Raw genomic sequence first — 20839 nt, forward strand, 5'->3', positions numbered from 1 at the left:
CTACTTCTCCACGTTCTTCTGCGAAGGCTGGTTCAGCTCCGGGCGGCCGGGCTGCTCGCCGCCGCGCTCCTTGATGTACGTCTCGGTGGGGACCATCACCTTGCGGCGGAACACGCAGACGAGTGTCCCGTCCTGCTTGTAGCCCTTGGTCTCCACGTGGACGATTCCGCGGTCGCTCTTGGATTTTGACGGAGTCTTGTCGAGAACGGTGGTCTCGCCGTAGATCGTGTCGCCGTGGAAGGTCGGGGCGACATGCTTCAGCGACTCGACCTCCAGATTGGCGATCGCCTTTCCGGAGACGTCCGGGACGGACATGCCGAGCAACAGCGAGTAGATGTAGTTGCCGACGACAACATTCTTTCCGAAATCGGTCGTCCGTTCCGCATAGTTGCTGTCCATGTGCAACGGGTGATGATTCATGGTCAGCAGACAGAAGAGGTGGTCGTCGTACTCGGTGACCGTCTTCCCGGGCCAGTGCTTGTAGACCGCACCGACCTCGAACTCCTCGTATGTGCGCCCGAACTGCATGATCAGGCCTCCGGTGCTTCGAACTTGGAGGTGCGCTGCATACCGGCCGCGCGGCCCTTGCCCGCGACGACCAGGGCCATCTTGCGGCTCGCCTCGTCGATCATCTCGTCGCCGAGCATCGCCGAGCCCTTCTTGCCGCCCTCCTCGGAGGTGCACCACTCGTATGCGTCGAGGATCAGCTCCGCGTGGTCGTAGTCCTCCTGCGAGGGCGAGAACACCTCGTTGGCCGCGTCGACCTGGCCCGGGTGGAGCACCCACTTGCCGTCGAAGCCCAGCGCCGCCGCACGGCCCGCGACCTCGCGGTACGCGTCCACGTCACGGATCTGCAGGAAGGGACCGTCGATCGCCTGGAGGTCGTGCGTACGGGCCGCCATCAGAATGCGCATCAGGATGTAGTGGTACGCGTCCGCGCCGTACCCGGGCGGCTGCTGACCGACGACCAGGGTCTTCATGTTGATCGACGCCATGAAGTCGGCCGGGCCGAAGATCAGCGTCTCCAGGCGGGGCGAGGCGGCGGCGATGTCGTCGATGTTCACCAGGCCCTTGGCGTTCTCGATCTGCGCCTCGATGCCGATCTTCCCGACCTCGAAGCCCATCGTCTTCTCGATCTGGGTCAGCAGCAGGTCGAGGGCGACGACCTGCTGGGCGTCCTGGACCTTGGGCAGCATGATGCAGTCGAGGTTCTGGCCGGCGCCCTCGACGACCGTGACGACGTCCCGGTACGTCCAGTGCGTGGTCCAGTCGTTGACCCGCACGACCCGGGTCTTGCCCGTCCAGTCACCGTTGTTCAGCGCGTCGACGATGGTGTGCCGGGCGCCTTCCTTGGCGAGCGGCGCGCAGGCGTCCTCCAGGTCGAGGAAGACCTGGTCGGCGGGGAGGCCCTGGGCCTTCTCCAGGAACCGCGGGTTCGAGCCGGGCACTGCCAGGCAGGAACGGCGCGGACGCAGGCGGTTGACGGCAGTCATGCGGGGACCTCCAGAGGGTCGAGCTTGTTCGCTTTCCGGATCTCGTCGACGATACGGCCGATGATCTCCGTGATACCGAAATCCTTCGGGGTGAATACGGCGGCGACACCGGCCCCGATCAGGGCCGACGCGTCGGCGGGCGGAATGATCCCGCCCGCGATGACCGGGATGTCGGCGGCGCCCGCCTCGCGCAGCCGGGTGAGCACGTCCGGTACGAGCTCGGCGTGCGAACCGGACAGGATCGACAGGCCGACGCAGTGCACGTCCTCGGCGAGCGCGGCCGAGACGATCTGTTCGGGGGTCAGCCTGATCCCCTGATAGACGACCTCGAAACCGGCGTCACGGGCCCGTACGGCGATCTGCTCGGCGCCGTTGGAATGTCCGTCCAGGCCCGGCTTGCCGACCAGCAGCCGCAGCCGTCCGGCGCCCAGGTCGGCCGCGGTGCGGGCGACCTTCTCGCGGACCAGGGCGAGCGGGGTGCCCGCCTCGGCGGTCACCGCGACCGGCGCGGACGAGACGCCCGTCGGGGCCCGGAACTCGCCGAAGACATCGCGCAGCGCCCAGGACCACTCGCCGGTGGTGACACCCGCGCGGGCGCACTCCACGGTCGCTTCCATCATGTTGTCGGTGCCCGCCGCGGCCTTCTTCAGCGCCGCCAGCGCCTCGGTGGCGCGGGCCTCGTCGCGGTTGTCGCGCCAGTCGTGCAGGGCGGCGACGACCCTGGCCTCATTGGCGGGGTCGACCGTCATGATCGCCCCGTCGAGGTCCGCGGTGAGCGGGTTCGGCTCCGTCGTCTCGTAGATGTTGACGCCGACGATCCGTTCCTCGCCGCCTTCGATCCGGGCCCGGCGGGCGGCGTGCGAGGAGACCAGCTCGGACTTCAGATAGCCGGACTCCACGGCCGCCATGGCGCCGCCCATCCGCTCGATCCGGTCGATCTCGGCGAGCGACTCGGCGACCAGCTCGTCCACCTTGGCCTCGATGACGTGCGACCCGGCGAAGATGTCCTCGTACTCCAGCAGATCGCTCTCGTGCGCGAGCACCTGCTGGATACGGAGCGACCACTGCTGGTCCCAGGGCCGGGGGAGCCCCAGTGCCTCGTTCCACGCCGGCAGCTGGACGGCGCGGGCGCGGGCGTCCTTGGAGAGGGTGACGGCCAGCATCTCCAGGACGATGCGCTGGACGTTGTTCTCCGGCTGCGCCTCGGTCAGCCCGAGCGAGTTGACCTGGACGCCGTAGCGGAAGCGGCGCTGCTTGGCATCGGTGATGCCGTACCGCTCGCGGGTGACCTGGTCCCAGATGCGGCCGAAGGCGCGCATCTTGCACATCTCCTCGATGAACCGGACGCCCGCGTTCACGAAGAAGGAGATCCGCGCGACCACATCGCCGAACCGCTCCTCGGGCACCTGACCGGAATCGCGCACGGCGTCCAGGACCGCGATGGCCGTCGACATGGCGTACGCGATCTCCTGGACCGGAGTGGCCCCCGCCTCCTGCAGGTGGTAGCTGCAGATGTTGATCGGGTTCCACTTCGGGATGCGGTTGACCGTGTACGCGATCATGTCGGTGGTCAGCCGCAGCGAGGGGCCGGGCGGGAAGACGTGCGTCCCGCGCGAGAGGTACTCCTTGACGATGTCGTTCTGCGTGGTGCCCTGGAGCTTCGTGGGATCGGCGCCCTGTTCCTCGGCGACCACCTGGTAGAGCGCCAGCAGCCACATCGCGGTGGCGTTGATCGTCATCGAGGTGTTCATCTGCTCCAGGGGGATGTCCTGGAGCAGCCGGCGCATGTCACCGAGGTGCGAGACGGGAACGCCGACCCGGCCGACCTCGCCGCGGGCGAGGATGTGGTCGGGGTCGTAACCCGTCTGCGTCGGCAGGTCGAAGGCGACCGACAGGCCGGTCTGGCCCTTGGCGAGGTTGCGCCGGTAGAGCTCGTTGGACGCCTCGGCGGTCGAGTGGCCGGCGTACGTCCGCATGAGCCACGGGCGGTCCTTCTGACGCCCGCTCATCTCAGACGTCCCTGCTGTGTTCGTCGGCCCGCTCCGCTGACGCGTCACGGAACAGGTTGATGGCGTCGATGTGCTGCTCGCGCAGTTCCTCGTTGCGCACGCCCAGCCCCTCGCGCGGCGCCAGCGCCAGTACGCCGACCTTGCCCTGGTGGAGGTTGCGGTGGACGTCGTACGCGGCCTGGCCGGTCTCCTCCAGGGAGTAGACCTTCGACAGGGTGGGGTGGATCTTGCCCTTGGCGACCAGCCGGTTGGCCTCCCACGCCTCGCGGTAGTTGGCGAAGTGCGAGCCCACGATCCTCTTCAGCGACATCCACAGGTAGCGGTTGTCGTACTCGTGGTTGTAGCCGGAGGTGGAGGCGCAGGTGACGATCGTGCCGCCCTTGCGGGTCACGTACACCGAGGCGCCGAAGGTCTCGCGGCCCGGGTGCTCGAAGACGATGTCCACGTCCTCGCCGCCGGTGAGTTCACGGATGCGTTTGCCGAACCGCTTCCACTCGCGCGGGTCCTGGTTGTGCTCGTCCTTCCAGAACTTGTAGCCCTCGGCGTTGCGGTCGATGATCGCCTCGGCGCCCATCTTCCGGCAGATGTCGGCCTTCTGCTCGCTGGAGACGACACAGATCGGGTTGGCGCCGCCGGCCAGCGCGAACTGCGTGGCGTACGAGCCGAGTCCGCCGCTGGCGCCCCAGATCAGCACGTTGTCGCCCTGCTTCATGCCGGCGCCGTTGCGCGAGACGAGCTGGCGGTACGCGGTGGAGTTGACCAGGCCGGGAGCCGCGGCCTCCTCCCAGCTGAGGTGCTGCGGCTTCGGCATCAGCTGGTTGGACTTGACGAGTGCGATCTCCGCCAGGCCGCCGAAGTTGGTCTCGAAGCCCCAGATGCGCTGCTCGGGGTCGAGCATCGTGTCGTTGTGGCCGTCCGAGGACTCCAGTTCGACCGAGAGGCAGTGGGCGACGACCTCGTCGCCGGGGTGCCAGGCATTGACGCCGGGACCGGTCCGCAGGACGACGCCCGCCAGGTCGGAACCGATGACGTGGTACGGCAGGTCGTGGCGCCTGGTGAGCTCGCTGAGCCTTCCGTAGCGCTCCAGGAAGCCGAAGGTGGACATCGGCTCGAAGATCGAGGTCCACACGGAGTTGTAGTTGACCGAGCTCGCCATGACGGCGACCAGGGCCTCGCCGGGCCCGAGTTCGGGCACCGGGACCTCGTCGAGGTGCAGCGACTTGCGGGGGTCCTTGTCGCGGGTGGAGAGCCCGTGGAACATCTCGGTCTCGTCCTTGTGCACGGTCACCGCGCGGTACGACTCAGGAATGGACAGGGCCGCGAAGTCCGCGGCTGTGCTGTCCTGCGATTGGATCGCGTCCAGGATTTCCTTCACGGTGTGCCTCCGGCGGATGGGGGCGCTGAGGGATCGCTTGAGAGTCCCTGCGAGCAAGAGGGGAGCGGTGTGGTGTGGAGGTGGTGCCGTCGGTTCGGCTGTCAAAGCTTCGGCTTGCTCTGTGGAGCGGAAGGGGTTGCCTGTGACGCAGGCGTCCGGGCGCGCAGGCAAATCGCTTGCGGGGACAGCCGGCGTACGTGAGATCTCAGCACGCCGGCCGCCCGGACAACTTCAACGTATGGCACTCCGTGACACCCGGCAAGGCACTCGGTGCCAACAATTTCTCTCACTTGTCACCCGCAGGGCGCCGATGAGCGGTGAGGGGGGTGTTTCGCAGGGATATGCCGGGTAGATGGCGGCGAATGATCGATCAGTGAGACCGGTACACGTAGGGGGTCGTGGTGCTCAGGGCCATGAATCCGAGCCGCCGGAGGATCGGGCTGCTCATGCCGGAGGCATCGACCTGAAGGTAGCGGTAGCCGCGCTCCGCCGCGATCCGGGCGCGGAAGGCCACCAGGGCCCGGTAGACGCCCTTCCCGCGCCACGCCTCGACCGTTCCGCCGCCCCAGAGCCCCGCGAAGCCCGTGCCCGGGTACAGCTCCATCCGGGCCGAGCTCACCGGCTCGTCGCCCACCATGGCGAGGACGCCGACGAAGCCGTCCGGGTCCTCGGCCAGCCTGGTCAGCACCTGATGCCGCAGCCGCGACCAGTCCGAGCCGAACGCCCGCTCATGGGCGCGGGCCATCAGCTCCACGTCCTCGGCGTCACTCACGGTGCGCAGCCGCACACCGTCGGGGAGTTCCACCGCCTTCGAGAGGTCCGCGACCGGGGCGACCAGCAGGGTCTCCGGCTCCTCCGCCTCGAAACCGGCCGCCAGAAGCCTGTGCGCCAGATCGGCCGGCCGGTCGTGCGCGTACAGCTTCCACTCGAACTCGTCGTGCCCGAGCGCCGCGTAGTGCGCCACCTGGGCCGCGATCACCGCGTCCGCCCGTGCGGGATCCAGGGCCGGGGCCGACCAGACGACGGCGTTCCAGTCGTCGGCCGTGCCGACCTGCCGTACGACATCACCGGTGTGCTCGACCCGTACGCCGGGGCCGTCGGGGCGGGCGTGCTCGCGCATCTCGCGGTCGAAAAGGGCCAGCAGTGCTTCGTGATCACGATTCATCCGCCCACCACAGCACCGGTGCGCGGCTGCGACAACCAGGTTTCGGCGGTGGCGGGGGCGTGCCGGCCGGCACGCCCCCGTCAGCGGTCCTGGAGCGCCTGCTGGATGGTGCGCATCACTTCGTCGAGCGGCGCGTCCGTCCGCGCCACGGCGACCAGCACCTCGCCCTGGGACGTCACCGAGGCGGCCGGCTGCTTCGCGGGCTCGGCACCGACGGTCCGGCCGGCCCCGATACCGGTCCCGAAGGTGTCGCGGACGATCGCGAAGGCATGGTCGAGCTGCGCCTCGACGTCACCCTCGCCGCCCGCGCGCAGCCAGCGGCGCAGCACATGGTTGTGCGCGGTGACCACGGCGGACGCCGCGACCTCCGCCAGCAGCGGGTCGTCATTGCCGACGTGGTGGTCGCGCTCGTCGAAATGGCCCAGCAGATAGCGGGTGAACAGCCGCTCGTAGCGGGCCACCGAGGCGATCTCCGCCTCGCGCAGGGTGGGGACCTCGCGGGTCAGCTTGTAACGGGCCACGGAGACCGCGGGCTTCGCCGCGTACATCTTCATGACTTCCTTGATGCCGCGGCAGACGGTGTCGAGGGGGTGCTCGTGCGCCGGTGCGGCATTGAGGACGGCCTCGGCCCTGACGAGGGTGTCGTCGTGGTCCGGGAAGATCGCCTCTTCCTTGGAGCGGAAGTGCCGGAAGAAGGTCCGCCGGGCGACTCCGGCGGCGCCCGCGATCTCGTCGACCGTCGTTGCCTCGTACCCCTTCGTGGCGAAGAGTTCCATCGCCGCGGCGGCCAGTTCACGGCGCATTCTGAGCCGTTGGGCGGCGGCGCGCGTGCCTGCGGCACTTTCCGGGGCGTCGGGCGCGGCGGAGACACGGGGGGACCTGGCGGGCTGGGACATGGTGTGAACGTACTGCATCGGGTCGGGGGAGTGCGCCCGTGGGGGCGGGCCGCCCGAAGGATCGAGCAGCCCTCCCCACCCCGCCCCCGGCCCGGAGGGGCCGACGGCGGGCTCCGCGGCGTCGCGGACCCTCTCAGCGCCGGGCATGTTCGCGGAAGCCGCGCCCCGTCTTGCGGCCGAGGCAGCCGGCGGCCACCAGATGTTCGAGCAGCGGAGCCGGAGCCAGACCCGGGTCGCGGAACTCGCTGTGCAGCACCTTCTCGATGGCCAGGGAGACATCGAGCCCGACGACGTCGAGCAGTTCGAACGGGCCCATCGGGTAGCCGCCGCCCAGCTTCATCGCGGCGTCGATGTCGTCGAGGGTCGCGTAGTGCTCCTCGACCATCTTGATCGCGTTGTTGAGATACGGGAACAGCAGCGCGTTGACGATGAAACCGGCCCGGTCCCCGCAGTCCACCGGGTGCTTGCGGACCTCGGCGCAGACCTCACGGACGGTGGCGTGGACGTCGTCGGCGGTGAGCACCGTACGGACCACCTCGACCAGCTTCATCGCCGGCGCCGGGTTGAAGAAGTGCATCCCGATCACGTCCTGCGGACGCGAGGTGGCCCGCGCGATCGCCACGACCGGCAGCGACGAGGTGGTGGTGGCGAGGACGGCACCCGGCTTGCAGACCTTGTCCAGGGTCCCGAACAACTGCTGCTTGACCGCCAGGTCCTCGGCGACGGCCTCCACCGCGAGATCGACATCGGCGAAGGCGTCCAGCGAACCGGCCGCGGTGATCCGGGCCAGGGCCTCGTCCCGCGCCTCGGCCGTCAGCCGCCCCTTGGTGACGGAACGCTCCAGCGACTTGGCGATCCGGCCCTTCGCCGTGTCCGCCTTCTCCTGGCCGCGGGCGGCGAGCACCACGTCGTACCCGGCCTTCGCGAAGACCTCGGCGATCCCCGAGGCCATCGTCCCGGAACCCGCGACACCCACCGAACGCACGGTACGCCCGGCCACCGCCGCCCGGTCGTCCCGCGGGGCCAGCGCGTCCGGCACCACGGTCTGGCTGCCGGCCGCCTGGTACGTGTAGAAGCCGCGGCCCGACTTGCGGCCGGTCAGCCCCGCCTCGCTCAGCTGCCGGAGAACGGGCGCCGGGGCGTGCAGCCGGTCGTGCGACTCGGAGTACATCGCCTCCAGGACGGTACGGGCGGTGTCGACCCCGATCAGGTCGAGCAGGGCGAGCGGGCCCATCGGCAGACCGCAGCCGAGCTTCATCGCCGCGTCGATGTCCTCCCGGGAGGCGTAGTTGGCCTCGTACATCGCGGCGGCCTGGTTGAGGTACCCGAACAGCAGCCCGTCGGCGACGAAGCCCGGCCGGTCGCCGACCGCGACCGGCTCCTTGCCCAGGCTGCGGGCGAGCGCGGTGACCGCCTCGACGGCCGGCGGCGCGGTCAGCACCGAGGACACCACCTCGACCAGCTTCATCGCCGGTGCCGGGTTGAAGAAGTGCAGACCGAGCACGCGCTCGGGGCGCAGCGATTCGGCGGCCAGCCGGGTCACCGAAAGGGCGTTGGTGCCGGTCGCCAGGATCGCGGTGGGAGAGACGATCGCGTCGAGCTCCCGGAAGACCTGCTGCTTGATCTCGTACGACTCGGGCACGACCTCGATGACCAGCTCCGCCTCCGCGGCGGCCCGGAGGTCGGCGAAGGTACGGAACCGGGCGAGGACATCGCTCCGCTCCTCCTCGGTGATCCGCTCGCGCCGCACGGCGCGGGCGGTCGAGGCTTCCAGGGCGGCGACGGCCTGACGGGCGGCCGCGTCGCTGATGTCGATGCCGATGACCTCGTGGCCGGCGCGGGCCAGGACCTCGGCGATGCCGGTGCCCATGGTGCCGAGGCCGACGACGGCAATGGTGCTGAGTGGGGTGTCCATCACGGGACTCCAGAGAATGAGTGACGACTGTGAGGAGGCACGGCGCGCACTGAGAGGGAAAACCGGCGCGACACGTGCGGGAATTGCGTGTCGTGGTACTCGGGGCCGGGGCGCGATGAGCACGCCAGGACCCGGAAGGGGCGACGGACTCTGTCCCGGAGTCACGTCTCGCAAAACCGCCGAACCGACAAGCACTCCGGGTGGCTGCGTCACCAGGCCACCGGAGCAAGCGGGGATCGTGTCCCGCTCACATGAGATTAACTGCCCGGTAACGAGCGCGCCAGCCCCCGGTCGTTGTGCGCCATGCCACATTCCCCCCGCCCCTCGATACGCAGAGTCCCCGCCGATACGCTGACGGTCATGGACGAGGAGTTCCGGTCGCTGGCGGACCGGCTTGCTGACGAGGCGGACGCGGCGGGGGAGTCGGCGGCGTACCGCGGACTGCTCGCCACCGAGGGCGAGGAGGAGCTGGCCCGCGTCCTGGTGGAACGCGAACGCCCGCTCTGGGCCCGCGAGATGGCCGCCTTCCGGCTCGGCTGCGGCGGAGACCGGCGGGCCTTCGAGGCACTGGTCCTGCTGCTCAACCACCGCGACCCGGAGCGGTGTGTCTCCGCCGCCCACGCCCTGGTGTGCCTCGGCGACCCCCGCACACCCCGGGCCGCCGCCGCCCTGGCGACCAACACCCTGCGCACCGCGTACGCCCTGCACCCGGTGCGGCTGCTCACCGCGCTGCGGGCCCCGGAGTCCGTACCGGCACTGATGAGCACCCTGGAACGGCTGCTCGCCCCGGACGACCCGTACTGGCGGGTGGCGCTCGCCTGTGTGGAGGGGCTCGGGCAGCTGGGGGACGAGCGGGCCCGCCCGCTGCTGGCAGCCGCTCTGCCGCACCCCAGGCTGGGCGGCGCGGCCCGCGATGCGCTCGGCCGGCTGGGCGCTCCCTGAGGAAGCGCTGGGCCTCAGGAAGCGGCGGGGCCGCCGAGAGCGCGTACGTACCGCACCTCGGGCACGAGCGCGCCGTCCGCCTCGAAGGACTCCTCGGCGCCGTCGGGACGGAAGCCCGCGCGCTCGTAGAACCGGCGGGCCGGGGCGTTCTCCTTCAGGACCCACAGCACCAGGTCCGGGAAGCCGTCGGCCGCGGCGCGGGTGAGTGTCTCCGCCATCAGGGCGCGGCCCGCCCCGGTCCCGATCTGCTCGGGTGCCACGTAGAGCGCGTACAGCTCGCCCCGCGCCGGTGGCCCGCCGTTCTCCCGGTACGGGCCGTAGCAGGCCCAGCCGATCATCCCGGGGCCAGTCCGTTCGGCCACCACGTTCACGAGCGTGGTGCCCCGGGCCAGGGACGCGCGGCGCCGCTCCGCGTCCTCGGCGACGGTGCGGTCCATGCCTTCCAGGTAGGACTGAGGCACCAGTCCCGCGTAGGCCGCCTGCCAGCCGCGCACCCGGAGCCGAGTGACCGCCTCGCAGTCGTCGACGGTCATGTCCCGGACATGTATCCCGGTGGGTGTGGTCCCTGTCGTCATACGGGCCATCCTGGCATCCGTCAGGTTGGCCCGTACGCGAGTCGGGCCGCGGGCCGCCGTCAGCCGCGGAAGCCGAGCAGCCCGTGCAGGGTGCTGCCCCTGCTGCCGGAATCCGTCCGCCGCGCCGACTTCGCAGCCGCCTCGCCGGTCAGCGGCCGCGGGTCGGGCGACTTGGCGCACACCGCGTCCGCGTCGCCCCGGTTTCCTTCGCCGCGCGGGACGGTGCCCTTGGCGAGATAGTCCGCCAAGTAGGTGTCCAGGCAGTCGTTGTCGCCCAGCGTGATGCCGTGATTGCCGCCGCCCTGCTCGACGACCAGGCTGGAGCCGCGCAGCCTGCGGTGCAGCGTGACGCCGCCCTCGTACGGTGTGGCCGCGTCGTCGGTGGCCTGGAAGAGCAGCACCGGCGGGAGCGCGCTGTTGGAGACGCGCACCGGATTCAGCGGTTCCACCGGCCAGTCGGCGCACGGGGCGTTGTACCAGTTGTTGTTCCAGGTGAAGAAGGGTGCCTTGGCGTGCACCCGCCGACTGTCGCCGCGCCAGGTGTTCCACTGCCGGGGCCACTGGGCGTCGCGGCACTGCACGGCCGAGTAGACCGAGTACCCGTTGTCGCCCTCGGCGTCGACGGCGCCGAACTTCTTGTACGCCTTCACGAGCGCGTTCTGGTCGCCGTCGTTGGCGTACGCGGCGAACGCCTCGGCCAGATACGGCCAGTACCCGTCGTAGTAGCTGCCCGGCAGGAAGGTGTCCTCCAGCTCGCTCGGGCCGACCTTCCCGCCCGCGGGGTGCGTCTTGACGGCCGCACGCATCGCGTACCAGGCGCTCTCGACCTTCGCCGGGTCGGTGCCGAGCCGATATGCGGCGTCGTGCTTCGCCACCCAGGCGGCGAACGCCTTGTGGCGGGCGTCGAAGGCGTAGTCCTGGCCGATGTTGTCGTCGTACCAGACGCCGTCCGGGTCGACGTTCGAGTCGAGGACCAGACGTCGCACCCGCTCCGGGAACAGCTTGGCGTACACCGCGCCGAGGTAGGTGCCGTACGAGTACCCGAAGTAGTTCAGCTGCCGGGAGCCGGTGGCCCGCCGGATCACATCGAGGTCCTTCGCGGCGCTGACCGTGCCCATGTGGGGCAGCAGGTCCGGGTACTTGCGCCCGCACGCCTCGGCGAACGAACGGGCCCGGTTCCGGTTGGCCTGCTCGACTCCCGGCGAGTCGGGCACCGAGTCGGGGCGCAGCGGATCGAAGTACTTCGGTACGCAGTTCAGTGCCGGCCTGCTCCTGCCGACGCCACGCGGGTCGAAGCCGATCACGTCGTACTGGGCGGCGATCGCCCTCGGCAGCGAGGACGCCACGAATCCGGCCATTGTCAGACCGCTGCCGCCGGGGCCGCCCGGGTTGACGAGCAGGGGGCCCTGGAAGGTCTTAGCGGTGTGCGGGATGCGGGACAGCGCGAGGGTGATCCGCCGACCCGACGGATCGTCATGATCGAGCGGGGTGCGGACCGATGAGCACTGCAGTCGTGGATACGACTTGGTGCCGCAGTCGGTCCACTGGAGCTTCGCGGCGGTGGACCGCGCGCCGTTGTCGGCGGTTGCCGGGGAAGGCGCGACGGTCACCAGACCGGCGACCGTCGCACCGACGGCGAACAGAATTCCTGAACGTTTCGTCATATGGCCTCCCGTGGTGGGGGAAACACGGCTGCGCGTGGCGCAGCCCCCGCCGCATGCTCCCCGCATTCGCGCCAGGAAGGACCTGTTATGTAAAGAGTTGACCCGTTTGCCCGCGTTGGTCCGTCGAGGTCCCCGTGGTGGTTCCGGCAGATCAGAGCAGGGTCAGCTGCGTGGGCCCGGGGCGGTCGAGCGGCGAGTGCTGTTCCTTCCGTGCCGGGAGCCGTCGGGCCGCGCCGCGGTGCGAGGGCCCGATGCCGAATTCGGTCGCCAGTTCGTGGACGTACCGGGTGATGCGGCGCTGGTACCACTTGGGCGCGTAGGCCCCCTCGGCGTACAGCCGCTCGTAGCGCCGCACCAGATGGGGGTGGTGGTTCCCGAGCCACTGCATGTACCACTCCCGGGCGCCGGGCCGCAGATGGAGGACGAGCGGGGTCACCGAGGTCGCCCCGGCGGCGGCGATGGCGCGGACCGTGGCGCGCAGCTGGTCCGGATGGTCGCCGAGGAACGGGATGACGGGGGCCATCAGTACGCCGCAGTCGATGCCGTGCTCGCTCAGGGTGCGGACGGCGTCGAGGCGGCGCGCGGGGGACGGGGTGCCGGGCTCGACGGTGCGCCACAGCGCGTCGTCGACGAAGCCGACCGAGACGGAGATGCCGACGTCGGTGACCTCGGCCGCCTGTCGCAGCAAGTCCAGATCGCGCAGGATCAGCGTTCCCTTGGTCAGGATCGAGAACGGGTTCGCGTGATCGCGCAGGGCCGAGATGATGCCGGGCATCAACCGGTACCGGCCCTCGGCGCGCTGGTAGCAGTCGACATTGGTGCCCATCGCGATGTGCGCGCCGTGCCAGCGGCTGGACGCGAGCCGGTCGCGCAGCAGCTCCGGGGCGTTGGTCTTGACGACGATCTGGGAGTCGAAGCCGAGGCCGGTGTCGAGATCCAGATAGCTGTGGGTCTTGCGCGCGAAACAGTAGACACAGGCGTGCGAACAGCCCCGGTACGGATTGACCGTCCATTCGAACGGCATCCGCGATGCGCCCGGTACCCGGTTCACGATCGAGCGGGCCCGGATCTCATGGAAGGTGATCCCCCGGAACTCGGGGGTGTCAAAGGTGCGCGTGGTCACCGCGTCGGCGGTGAAGAGCGCGCTGTTCCCGGTCGTGGCGGGGTTCTCGACCAGATTGTCCCAGCGCATGGACGCCTCCTCGGTAGCACTGGACAGAGAATAGAACACTTGTTCCCTTGATCGTTTTCTCCCCTTCGTCCCCGACCGGATTTTGAGCGGCGTGCGGGAGGTGATTGGCTCAGCACACCCCCGAACAACCGAGTGCTGGAGGAACAGCCATGGCGCAGGTCGAGGCCACGACAGAGCGAGTCATCGCGGCGGACGCGGAGACGGTGTTCGACGCGCTGGCCGACTACAAGGAGGTCCGGGGCAAGGTGCTGCCCGGACACTTCAGCGAGTACGAGGTGCGTGAGGGCGGTGACGGCGAGGGCACCCTCGTCCACTGGAAGCTCCAGGCCACCAGCAAGCGGGTGCGCGACTGCCTGCTGGAGGTCACCGAGCCCACCGACGGCCAGCTCGTGGAGAAGGACCGCAACTCCTCGATGGTCACCACCTGGACCGTCACCCCGGCCGGTGAGGGCAGGTCGAAGGCCGTCGTCTCGACCGTCTGGAACGGTGCCGGCGGCATCGGCGGATTCTTCGAGAAGACCTTCGCGCCCAAGGGGCTCGGGCGGATCTACGACGAGCTGCTGCAGAACCTCGCCGCCGAGGTCGAGAAGTAGCCCGCCCCGCTCTTGACCGGCCTCACCGGTTCGGGTGGTTTTCTCGGCCCGCCGGTTGTGCGCCGTAGTGGCTCCCACCGGGAGTTAAGCCCCCCGAGTACGCCGTCGGCGCCCCCCGTCGCGTTTGCCCTCCCTCGTCGCGCGATGCGAGAAAAGGGCGGCGCAGATGCGACGAGGGGAGCAGCACGTGGTGGGTGGGATCACTCTGTTGGAGGAGGAGCCGGACGGCGCGGGGACCGCCGAGGCGCCCGCCGGGCCGCCCCCGCCGCCTCCTGTCGAGGCCGCGCCGGCACAGGCGGCCCCCGCCCCGTCCGGCGAACCGGAGACCAGCCCCCGCCGCATCCGGCTGATCTTCCTCGGACTGATGCTCACGCTGCTGCTCGCGGCGCTCGACCAGATGATCGTCGCCACCGCGCTGCCGAAGATCGTCGGCGAGCTGCACGGCCTGGAGAAGATGTCCTGGGCCGTCACCGCGTACCTGCTCGCCTCCACGATCGGACTGCCGATCTACGGAAAGCTCGGCGATCTCTTCGGCCGCAAGGGCGTCTTCCAGTTCGCCATCGTCATCTTCGTCATCGGCTCCGCGCTGGCCGGCTGGTCCCGCACCATGGACGAGCTGATCGCCTTCCGCGCCGTCCAGGGCGTCGGCGGCGGCGGGCTGATGATCGGAGTCCAGGCGATCATCGCGGATGTCGTACCGCCCCGGGAACGCGGCCGGTTCATGGGGCTCATCGGCGCCGCGTTCGGCCTCGCGTCCGTGGCGGGCCCGCTGCTCGGCGGCTTCTTCACCGACCATGCCTCCTGGCGCTGGTGCTTCTACATCAACGTACCGTTCGGCCTGGTCACGCTTGCGGTCATCACCGTCGTACTGAAACTCCCCAGGCCCACCGTCCGGCCCCGCCTCGACGTCCTCGGCGCGCTGCTGCTCGCCGTCGCCTCCACCTGCCTGGTGCTGCTGACCAGTTGGGGCGGTACGGAGTACGCGTGGGGCTCGCGCACCATCCTGGGGCTGGGGGCCGGAGCCGCCGGAACGACTCTGCTGTTCCTGGTCGTCGAGCACCGGGCTGCCGAACCCATCATCCCGCTGCGGCTGTTCCGCGACTCGATCTTCAATGTCACCGCGCTCGTCGGGGCAGTCGTCGGGGTGGGGCTGTTCGGCGCCGCCAGCTATCTGCCGACCTTTCTCCAGATGGTCGACGGCGCCACGGCCACCGAATCCGGGCTGCTGATGCTCCCGATGATGGGCGGCATCGTCATCGCGTCCGTCGTCTCCGGCCAGCTGATCTCCCGCACCGGCCGCTACCGCATCCACCCGATCCTCGGCGGCGCGTTCTCGGTGGTCGGGATGTGGCTGCTCTCCCGCCTCGAAACCGACACCCCACGCATCGAATACAGCATCGCGCAGGCCGTGCTCGGCATCGGGATCGGGCTGATCATGCCGGTGCTGGTGCTCGCCGTGCAGAACTCCGTCCAGCCCGCCGACATCGGCTCCGCCACCAGTGCCAACAACTACTTCCGGCAGATCGGCGGCAGCGTCGGCGCCGCCGTCTTCGGGACGCTCTTCGCGGGCCGCCTCGCGGACGCGCTCGCCGTCCGCCTGCCGTCCGGCGCCGACCTCCCCGACCCCGAGTCGATCACCCCGCAGCTGGTCCACGCGGTGGAGCCCGCGCTGCGCGACAGTTATATCCAGGCGTACGCCGACGCGATGCCGCGGATCTTCCTCTACCTCGTGCCGGTGCTCGCGCTCGGCCTGTTCTTCGCCTTCTTCCTCAAGGAGAAACCGCTGGTGTCCCATCACAGCCCCGAAAGCACCGCCGAGCCCGTGACCGTTCCGGCAGCCCGCACCACTTCGGCCACCGAGGCCGCCGCACCGCCGCCCGTCTACCTGTCGGGCGTGCCGGTGTGCGGCAGCGTCCAGCACTCCGACGGTACGAAGGTCCCGCGCGCCGCCCTCACCCTCATCGACGTCCAGGGCCAGCAAGTCGGACGGGGCGCGAGCGGCGACGACGGGCGGTACGCGCTGAGCGTGCCCGGCGCCGGTTCGTACGTCCTCATCGCCGCGGCCGGCGGACACCAGCCGCAGGCCGTCAGCGTCACCGTGGGCGAACGGCCCGTCGAACTCGACGTGGTGCTCGGCGGGGCCGGGCGCCTCGCCGGGACCGTCGTCACCGCCGACGGCATTCCGGTGCGCGATGCCGCCGTCACCCTCACCGATGTCCGCGGCGAAGTCGTCGCCTCCACCCGCAGCGGCCGTGAAGGCGGATATGTGATCGCGGAGTTGGTGGCGGGCGAGTACACCCTCGCCGCCAGCGCCCCCGCCTTCCGGCCCGCCGCGCTGCCGGTGAGCGTGCAGGCGGCCAGGGAGACCCGGCAGGACATCGAACTCGCCGGCGGCGCGGTGCTGCGCGGCATCGTACGGGCGAGCGGCGGCCGACCCGTCGAGGACGCCCGGGTCACCCTCCTGGACGCGGCGGGCAATGTGGTCGACACACTCACCACGGGGCCCGACGGGGCATTCCGGTTCGTGGACCTGTCCACCGGCGAGTACACGGTGATCGCGGCCGGCTACCCGCCCGTGGCCACCGTGCTCCAGGTCGCGGGCGGCGGACGCACCGAACGCGACCTCCAACTCGGGCACGAGGACTGACCGTCCGGAGGAACGGCGGGCCGGCCGGTGGCTCCCCGGCCGGCCCGGCGCCGCGGCCGGACCGCTTCGTGCGCGTACCAGGGCGCCGGGCGCACCACCCCGGGCCGCGATTGGGCCGATGACCGGCGGGCGTCGGCCGCGGGGCCATACCGTGGAGTCACGAACCGCAGAACGTTGCGGTGGGGAAGGAGCCTTCCACCCATGGATCGCGATGTGCCGGCGCAGCGGACACCACTGCCGTGTGACGCCTCGACGGGCCGTGTGCCGCTCGCCGTTGCGGTGGTCGACGAGCGCGGGCTCGTCTCCCACTGGTCGAGCGGCGCGAGACGGCTCTTCGGCGTCACCAGACAGGAGGCGGTCGGCTCGCCGGCCGGTGAACTCCTTCCGGTCTCCGGTGCGCTGGGGCAGGCGGAGGAGGACGGCACCGGCCTCGGCCCCGAGTCCGAAGGGGCGCCGGGCGGGACCTTCTGCTACCCGACGGCGGGCCGGGCCCGGGGCGACGAACCGGAGCGGGGCCGGATCGATGTCCTGTGGTGGGCCTACCCACTGGTCGGCCCCGGTGCCGAGCGGCTCCTGGTCCTGGCCGCGGACGCCGGCCGGCTGGCCGGGGGCGGCAAGGGCGACGGCCGGGACACCGGTACGGTCGCCCCCGCCTTCGCGCTCCACACCGACTTCCCCGGCTACCAGGAGCTGGCGGGCCGGCTGCCCGAGATCCTGCCCAGCATGAGTGTGGGGGAGGCGACCAGGATCGTCGCCCAGGTCCTCGAACTCGGCTATCCCGTCCTGGAGTTCAGCCACCGGAGCCGAGTCCCGGTCACCCCTGACTGGGGCGTGCCGCGGCGCACCTCCCGGCACCCTGCCCACGGCCCGCGAAGCGGTGGCGACGGAGCACCCGCGCCCCGCGCCGTCCCCCGCCCCGAACTGGACCTCGAATACGCGGCGGTCCGCGAACGGCTGGAGTTCCTCAACGAGGTCAGCGGCCGCATCGGCACCTCCCTCGACCTGGAACGCACCATCCGCGAGGTCACCAGCGCCGCCGTACCCCGCTTCACCGACTTCGCGGGTACGCATCTGCGCGCCGCGGTCCTCGCCGGTGAGGGCTTCCCGGACGGGCCGCCGGACGTCACCACCGTCTGGCACCGGGTCTGGGTCGAGCACAACGACGAGCCCGGCCGCTGGGACGACACCGTCCCGGTCGGCGAGTCCATCGCCTTCCCCGAGCACACCCCGTTCTTCCAGTGCATGGTCACCGGTGAGCCGGTCCTCATCCCGTACGTCAGCGAGGAGCTGAGCAACCGGGTCTCGGGCGAGTTCGAGAAGCGCGACCTGCGTCCGCTGATCACTCACCGGTCGCTGCTCATCGTGCCGCTCAAGGCCCGTGACGTGGTGCTCGGCTTCATGGTCCTGATGCGCCGTCCCGGCCGTGAGCCCTTCGACGACATGGACCGCACCACGGGTGCCGAACTCGCCGCCCGTGCCGGGCTCGTACTCGACAACGCCCGCATGTACACGTACCAGGAGAACGTGGCGGAGGCCCTCCAGGACAGCATGCTGCCCCAGGTCGCACCCCGGATGGCCGGCTGCGACATCGCCACCCGGTACCTGCCCGGTGCCCGGCTCGGAAGGATCGGCGGCGACTGGTTCGATTCGGTGAAGCTGCCCGGCTCCCGGACCGCGCTCGTCGTCGGCGACGTCATGGGGCACGGCCTCAACTCGGCCGCGATGATGGGCCAGTTGCGTACCGCGGTGCTGACCATGGCCACCATGGAGATGCCGCCGGCCCAACTGCTGCGCAACCTCGACGATCTGGCGCAGCGCCTGGGTGAGCTGTATCTGGCGACCTGCCTCTACGCCGTCTACGACCCGATCCGTTCCGAGGTCCAGATCGCCAACGCCGGGCACATCCCACCCGTGCTCGTCCGTGCCGAGGACGGCCGGGCCGAACTCCTGACCCTGCCCACCGGCGCCCCGATCGGTGTGGGCGGCGTCGCCTTCGAGACCGCGACCGTGCGGGTGCGGCCCGGCGACCGTCTGGTCCTGTGCACCGACGGCCTCGTCGAGGTGCGCGGTCAGGACATCGGCGCCGGGCTTGCCGCGCTCTGCGCCTCCGCGGCCCACCCCGCCGCCTCCATGGACGACGCCTGCGACACGATCATCCGGGCCCTGAACCCGAGCGGCGGACGCAAGGACGACGTGGCGCTGCTGATGGCCCGGCTGAACGGCATCCCGGACAAGGACGTCGCCGAATGGCAACTCGCCCTGGATCCGCGCGAGGTGGCGCGATCCCGGCGCCTGGTGCGCGGAAAGCTGCTCGACTGGGAGCTGCCGGACGCGGTGGAGGCGGCCGAGCTGATGGTCAGCGAACTCGTGACCAACGCGGTGAAGCACGGCCGGTGCCATCACATCGGGCTCCGCCTGGTCCGCACCGGTGCCCTGCTGTGCGAGGTCAGCGACGACGAACCCGCACCGGCCACACTGCTCGACGCCGCCTCCCACGACGAGTCGGGCCGCGGCCTGCTCCTGGTGAGCAGCCTCGCCCGCGCATGGGGCACCAGCACCACGGCGCACGGCAAGACCGTCTGGTTCGAACAGGCACTCAGTGGGATCCCGCGCCCCCGGTCGCACGCCTGGTGAAAGCCTTGCCACGGGCGGGTGGATGCTGCGCGCGCTCTTGCCGAGGCCGTCCCGGGACGGTAGCCCGGTCCTGAACAGAACAGCGCAGGACGAACGGACCCGGGAGTGCGCATGGACGTGTCACAGCGATACCGCGAGGCATGGGAGGGCTACTGGTCCGCCACCTCGGACACACCCGGCGAGGCGATCTGGGACTCCGACCCGTCGCTCACCTCCGTACCCCACACCGAACTGCTGCTGCCGCACGCCGACACCTCACTGCCCGTCGTCGACCTCGGCTGCGGCAACGGCACCCAGACCCGCTATCTCGCCACCCGTTTCGCCCGCGCGATCGGTGTGGATCTCTCGCACGCGGCCATCGCGCACGCCCGCCGCGCGGACACCGAGGGCGTCGCCGAGTTCGCCCAGCTCGACCTTGTCGACGAGGAGGCCGTGGCGGCCCTGTACGGGCGGGTCGGCGACGCCAATGTCTATATGCGCGCGGTGATCCACCAGAGCGAGCCCGAGGCCAGGGCCGCCGTCGCCGCAGCGGTCGCGGCACTGGTGGGGGAGCGGGGACGGGCCTTCGTCGTCGAGCCGACCCCGGCCTCCAGGGATGTGCTCCAGCAGGTGGCACAGGGTCCGGACGGCCCACCGGAGAAGCTGCGCCGGGTCCTGGCCCACGGGCTCAAGCCCGCGAGTGCCACCGAGGAGGAGGTGCGCCGGCTGCTCCAGGAGGCCGGTCTCGCCACCCTGGCCGGCGGTGCGACCGCCCTGGCCCAGACCGAGTTTCTGCCCGACGGAACCCGCGTCGCGCTGCCCGCGCGCTGGTTCGTGCTGGGTCCCGCGGAGCGCCGGAACGGAGACCGGCGGTAGCGGGGCGATGGCTGGGTCCGGCTCGTCCGGGTAGGCCGCGGGTCGGCGGTGTCGAGCATCCATGCCGAGGTCCGGGCCACCTGCGTCCGGCTCTTCCGCCGCGCCCAGGAGGCGGGCGTGCTCCGCCCCGACATCGACCTCGACTGGACCCGCCGCGTCTACTACGCCCTCATCCACGAGGCGGCCAAGGAAGTAGTGGGAGGCGGTGACGCCGACGCGCTCGCCACGCGGGTCGTGGACACTCTGCTGCGTGGCACCGGGGCTCCGGGCGGACTCGCGGGAGCGTGAGGAACCCGGGCGGAAATCCCGGGCGCACGGCTGTCGCGCTTGGCATGATGGCGCGATGCATGATGCCCCGAGAAGCAGGCCTCCGCAGGTGGGCGACGAGCGTGCGTCACTGAGCGGCTTCCTCCAGTACCAGCGCGAGACCCTGGCCATGAAGTGTGCGGGGCTCACCGGAGGACAGCTGCGGGAGGCGGCCGTACCCCCTTCGGAGCTGACCCTGCTCGGGCTCGTCCGGCATCTCGCCGAGGTCGAACGTTCCTGGTTCCGGCGGGTGTTGAAGGACGAGGTGGCGCCGCCGCACTGGCCCGGCCCGAATCCCGGGGAGTTCGCCGAGTTCGACGTGGAGGGCGCCGACCCCGACGAGGCGTTCAGGATCTGGCACGAGGAGTGCGCACGCTCCCGGGCCACCGTCGAAGCCGCCGAGTCCCTCGACATCACCGGGAGTTACGGCGAGGAGGTGTTTTCGCTGCGTTACATCCTCACGCACATGATCGAGGAGTACGCGCGGCACAACGGCCAGGCCGACCTGCTCCGGGAGCGTATCGACGGCGTCACCGGCGAGTAGCCGGACCGCGCCCGGGGGGTCCGGCGGCGGTCCG

At 70.7% G+C, this 20839-nt stretch carries 16 protein-coding genes and 1 pseudogene; 7 read left to right on the forward strand and 10 right to left on the reverse strand.

Going from position 1 to position 20839, the window contains the following annotated elements; translation table 11 throughout:
* From OG611_RS34215 to OG611_RS34245, 7 genes are all read right to left on the reverse strand, one after another.
* Window positions 1–528, reverse strand: coding sequence for a MaoC family dehydratase (locus OG611_RS34215; RefSeq protein WP_266429162.1), 528 nt, complete (start codon window positions 526–528; stop codon window positions 1–3).
* 2 nt (window positions 529–530) lie between these two features.
* Window positions 531–1493 (reverse strand): CoA ester lyase, encoded by a 963-nt coding sequence (locus OG611_RS34220; RefSeq protein WP_266429164.1) that lies wholly within the window; start codon window positions 1491–1493, stop codon window positions 531–533.
* Window positions 1490–3502 carry a protein meaA gene (locus OG611_RS34225; protein ID WP_266429166.1) on the reverse strand — a complete coding sequence of 671 codons (2013 nt, stop codon included), beginning with the start codon at window positions 3500–3502 and terminating at the stop codon, window positions 1490–1492. Before OG611_RS34225 ends, OG611_RS34220 begins: the two co-directional genes overlap by 4 nt.
* Window position 3503: 1 nt before the next feature.
* Entirely contained in the window at window positions 3504–4877 is a 1374-nt protein-coding gene (gene ccrA, locus OG611_RS34230; RefSeq protein ID WP_266429168.1) for a crotonyl-CoA carboxylase/reductase, read from the reverse strand.
* A gap of 370 nt (window positions 4878–5247) precedes the next feature.
* Window positions 5248–6042 (reverse strand): GNAT family N-acetyltransferase, encoded by a 795-nt coding sequence (locus tag OG611_RS34235; protein WP_266429170.1) that lies wholly within the window; start codon window positions 6040–6042, stop codon window positions 5248–5250.
* An 80-nt stretch (window positions 6043–6122) separates the two neighbouring features.
* Window positions 6123–6938, reverse strand: a complete 816-nt coding sequence (locus OG611_RS34240; protein ID WP_266429172.1) for a TetR family transcriptional regulator — start codon at window positions 6936–6938, stop codon at window positions 6123–6125.
* Between the two features lie 133 nt (window positions 6939–7071).
* On the reverse strand, window positions 7072–8853 hold the full coding sequence (locus OG611_RS34245; RefSeq protein ID WP_266429174.1) for a 3-hydroxyacyl-CoA dehydrogenase family protein: 1782 nt from the start codon (window positions 8851–8853) through the stop codon (window positions 7072–7074).
* A gap of 360 nt (window positions 8854–9213) precedes the next feature.
* Between OG611_RS34245 and OG611_RS34250 the strand changes: the two genes are divergently transcribed.
* The gene (locus OG611_RS34250; RefSeq protein WP_266429176.1) at window positions 9214–9795 is read left to right on the forward strand and encodes an adenylosuccinate lyase; all 582 of its coding nucleotides are present in this window, start codon (window positions 9214–9216) and stop codon (window positions 9793–9795) included.
* A 14-nt stretch (window positions 9796–9809) separates the two neighbouring features.
* Here the strand turns inward: OG611_RS34250 and OG611_RS34255 are convergent, their stop codons facing one another.
* The 3 genes from OG611_RS34255 to OG611_RS34265 all read right to left on the reverse strand — a co-directional run bounded on the left by OG611_RS34255 (window position 9810) and on the right by OG611_RS34265 (window position 13226).
* On the reverse strand, window positions 9810–10370 hold the full coding sequence (locus OG611_RS34255) for a GNAT family N-acetyltransferase (protein WP_266429178.1): 561 nt from the start codon (window positions 10368–10370) through the stop codon (window positions 9810–9812).
* 59 nt (window positions 10371–10429) lie between these two features.
* Window positions 10430–12034 carry an alpha/beta hydrolase gene (locus OG611_RS34260; RefSeq protein ID WP_266429180.1) on the reverse strand — a complete coding sequence of 535 codons (1605 nt, stop codon included), beginning with the start codon at window positions 12032–12034 and terminating at the stop codon, window positions 10430–10432.
* A gap of 151 nt (window positions 12035–12185) precedes the next feature.
* Window positions 12186–13226, reverse strand: coding sequence for an Rv2578c family radical SAM protein (locus tag OG611_RS34265; RefSeq protein ID WP_266429182.1), 1041 nt, complete (start codon window positions 13224–13226; stop codon window positions 12186–12188).
* A 149-nt stretch (window positions 13227–13375) separates the two neighbouring features.
* Here OG611_RS34265 and OG611_RS34270 point away from each other — a divergent pair, with 149 nt between their 5' ends.
* The 6 genes and pseudogenes from OG611_RS34270 (at window position 13376) to OG611_RS34295 (ending at window position 20805) form a co-directional block, all read left to right on the forward strand.
* Window positions 13376–13819 carry an SRPBCC family protein gene (locus tag OG611_RS34270; protein ID WP_266429184.1) on the forward strand — a complete coding sequence of 148 codons (444 nt, stop codon included), beginning with the start codon at window positions 13376–13378 and terminating at the stop codon, window positions 13817–13819.
* 187 nt (window positions 13820–14006) lie between these two features.
* Window positions 14007–16466, forward strand: a complete 2460-nt coding sequence (locus OG611_RS34275) for an MFS transporter (protein ID WP_266429186.1) — start codon at window positions 14007–14009, stop codon at window positions 16464–16466.
* 201 nt (window positions 16467–16667) lie between these two features.
* Complete coding sequence (locus OG611_RS34280) at window positions 16668–19100, forward strand: SpoIIE family protein phosphatase (protein ID WP_266429188.1); 2433 nt, start codon at window positions 16668–16670, stop codon at window positions 19098–19100.
* A gap of 111 nt (window positions 19101–19211) precedes the next feature.
* Complete coding sequence (locus OG611_RS34285; protein WP_266429190.1) at window positions 19212–19955, forward strand: class I SAM-dependent methyltransferase; 744 nt, start codon at window positions 19212–19214, stop codon at window positions 19953–19955.
* Between the two features lie 45 nt (window positions 19956–20000).
* Window positions 20001–20243, forward strand: a pseudogene (locus OG611_RS34290) (TetR/AcrR family transcriptional regulator); the annotation flags it as partial.
* A gap of 55 nt (window positions 20244–20298) precedes the next feature.
* On the forward strand, window positions 20299–20805 hold the full coding sequence (locus OG611_RS34295; RefSeq protein ID WP_266429194.1) for a DinB family protein: 507 nt from the start codon (window positions 20299–20301) through the stop codon (window positions 20803–20805).
* The last annotated feature ends 34 nt before the right edge of the window (window positions 20806–20839 follow it).

The sequence above is a fragment of the Streptomyces sp. NBC_01363 genome, from assembly GCF_026340595.1.
Lineage (GTDB): Bacteria > Actinomycetota > Actinomycetes > Streptomycetales > Streptomycetaceae > Streptomyces.

Bases quoted from the DNA above. Each gene is read 5' to 3' on its own strand.
- OG611_RS34215 (WP_266429162.1), bottom strand. From the start codon at position 528: ATGCAGTTCGGGCGCACATACGAGGAGTTCGAGGTCGGTGCGGTCTAC.
- OG611_RS34220 (WP_266429164.1), bottom strand. From the start codon at position 1,493: ATGACTGCCGTCAACCGCCTGCGTCCGCGCCGTTCCTGCCTGGCAGTG.
- OG611_RS34225 (WP_266429166.1), bottom strand. From the start codon at position 3,502: ATGAGCGGGCGTCAGAAGGACCGCCCGTGGCTCATGCGGACGTACGCC.
- OG611_RS34235 (WP_266429170.1), bottom strand. From the start codon at position 6,042: ATGAATCGTGATCACGAAGCACTGCTGGCCCTTTTCGACCGCGAGATG.
- OG611_RS34240 (WP_266429172.1), bottom strand. From the start codon at position 6,938: ATGTCCCAGCCCGCCAGGTCCCCCCGTGTCTCCGCCGCGCCCGACGCC.
- OG611_RS34245 (WP_266429174.1), bottom strand. From the start codon at position 8,853: ATGGACACCCCACTCAGCACCATTGCCGTCGTCGGCCTCGGCACCATG.
- OG611_RS34250 (WP_266429176.1), top strand. From the start codon at position 9,214: ATGGACGAGGAGTTCCGGTCGCTGGCGGACCGGCTTGCTGACGAGGCG.
- OG611_RS34255 (WP_266429178.1), bottom strand. From the start codon at position 10,370: ATGACGACAGGGACCACACCCACCGGGATACATGTCCGGGACATGACC.
- OG611_RS34260 (WP_266429180.1), bottom strand. From the start codon at position 12,034: ATGACGAAACGTTCAGGAATTCTGTTCGCCGTCGGTGCGACGGTCGCC.
- OG611_RS34265 (WP_266429182.1), bottom strand. From the start codon at position 13,226: ATGCGCTGGGACAATCTGGTCGAGAACCCCGCCACGACCGGGAACAGC.
- OG611_RS34270 (WP_266429184.1), top strand. From the start codon at position 13,376: ATGGCGCAGGTCGAGGCCACGACAGAGCGAGTCATCGCGGCGGACGCG.
- OG611_RS34280 (WP_266429188.1), top strand. From the start codon at position 16,668: ATGGATCGCGATGTGCCGGCGCAGCGGACACCACTGCCGTGTGACGCC.
- OG611_RS34285 (WP_266429190.1), top strand. From the start codon at position 19,212: ATGGACGTGTCACAGCGATACCGCGAGGCATGGGAGGGCTACTGGTCC.
- OG611_RS34295 (WP_266429194.1), top strand. From the start codon at position 20,299: ATGCATGATGCCCCGAGAAGCAGGCCTCCGCAGGTGGGCGACGAGCGT.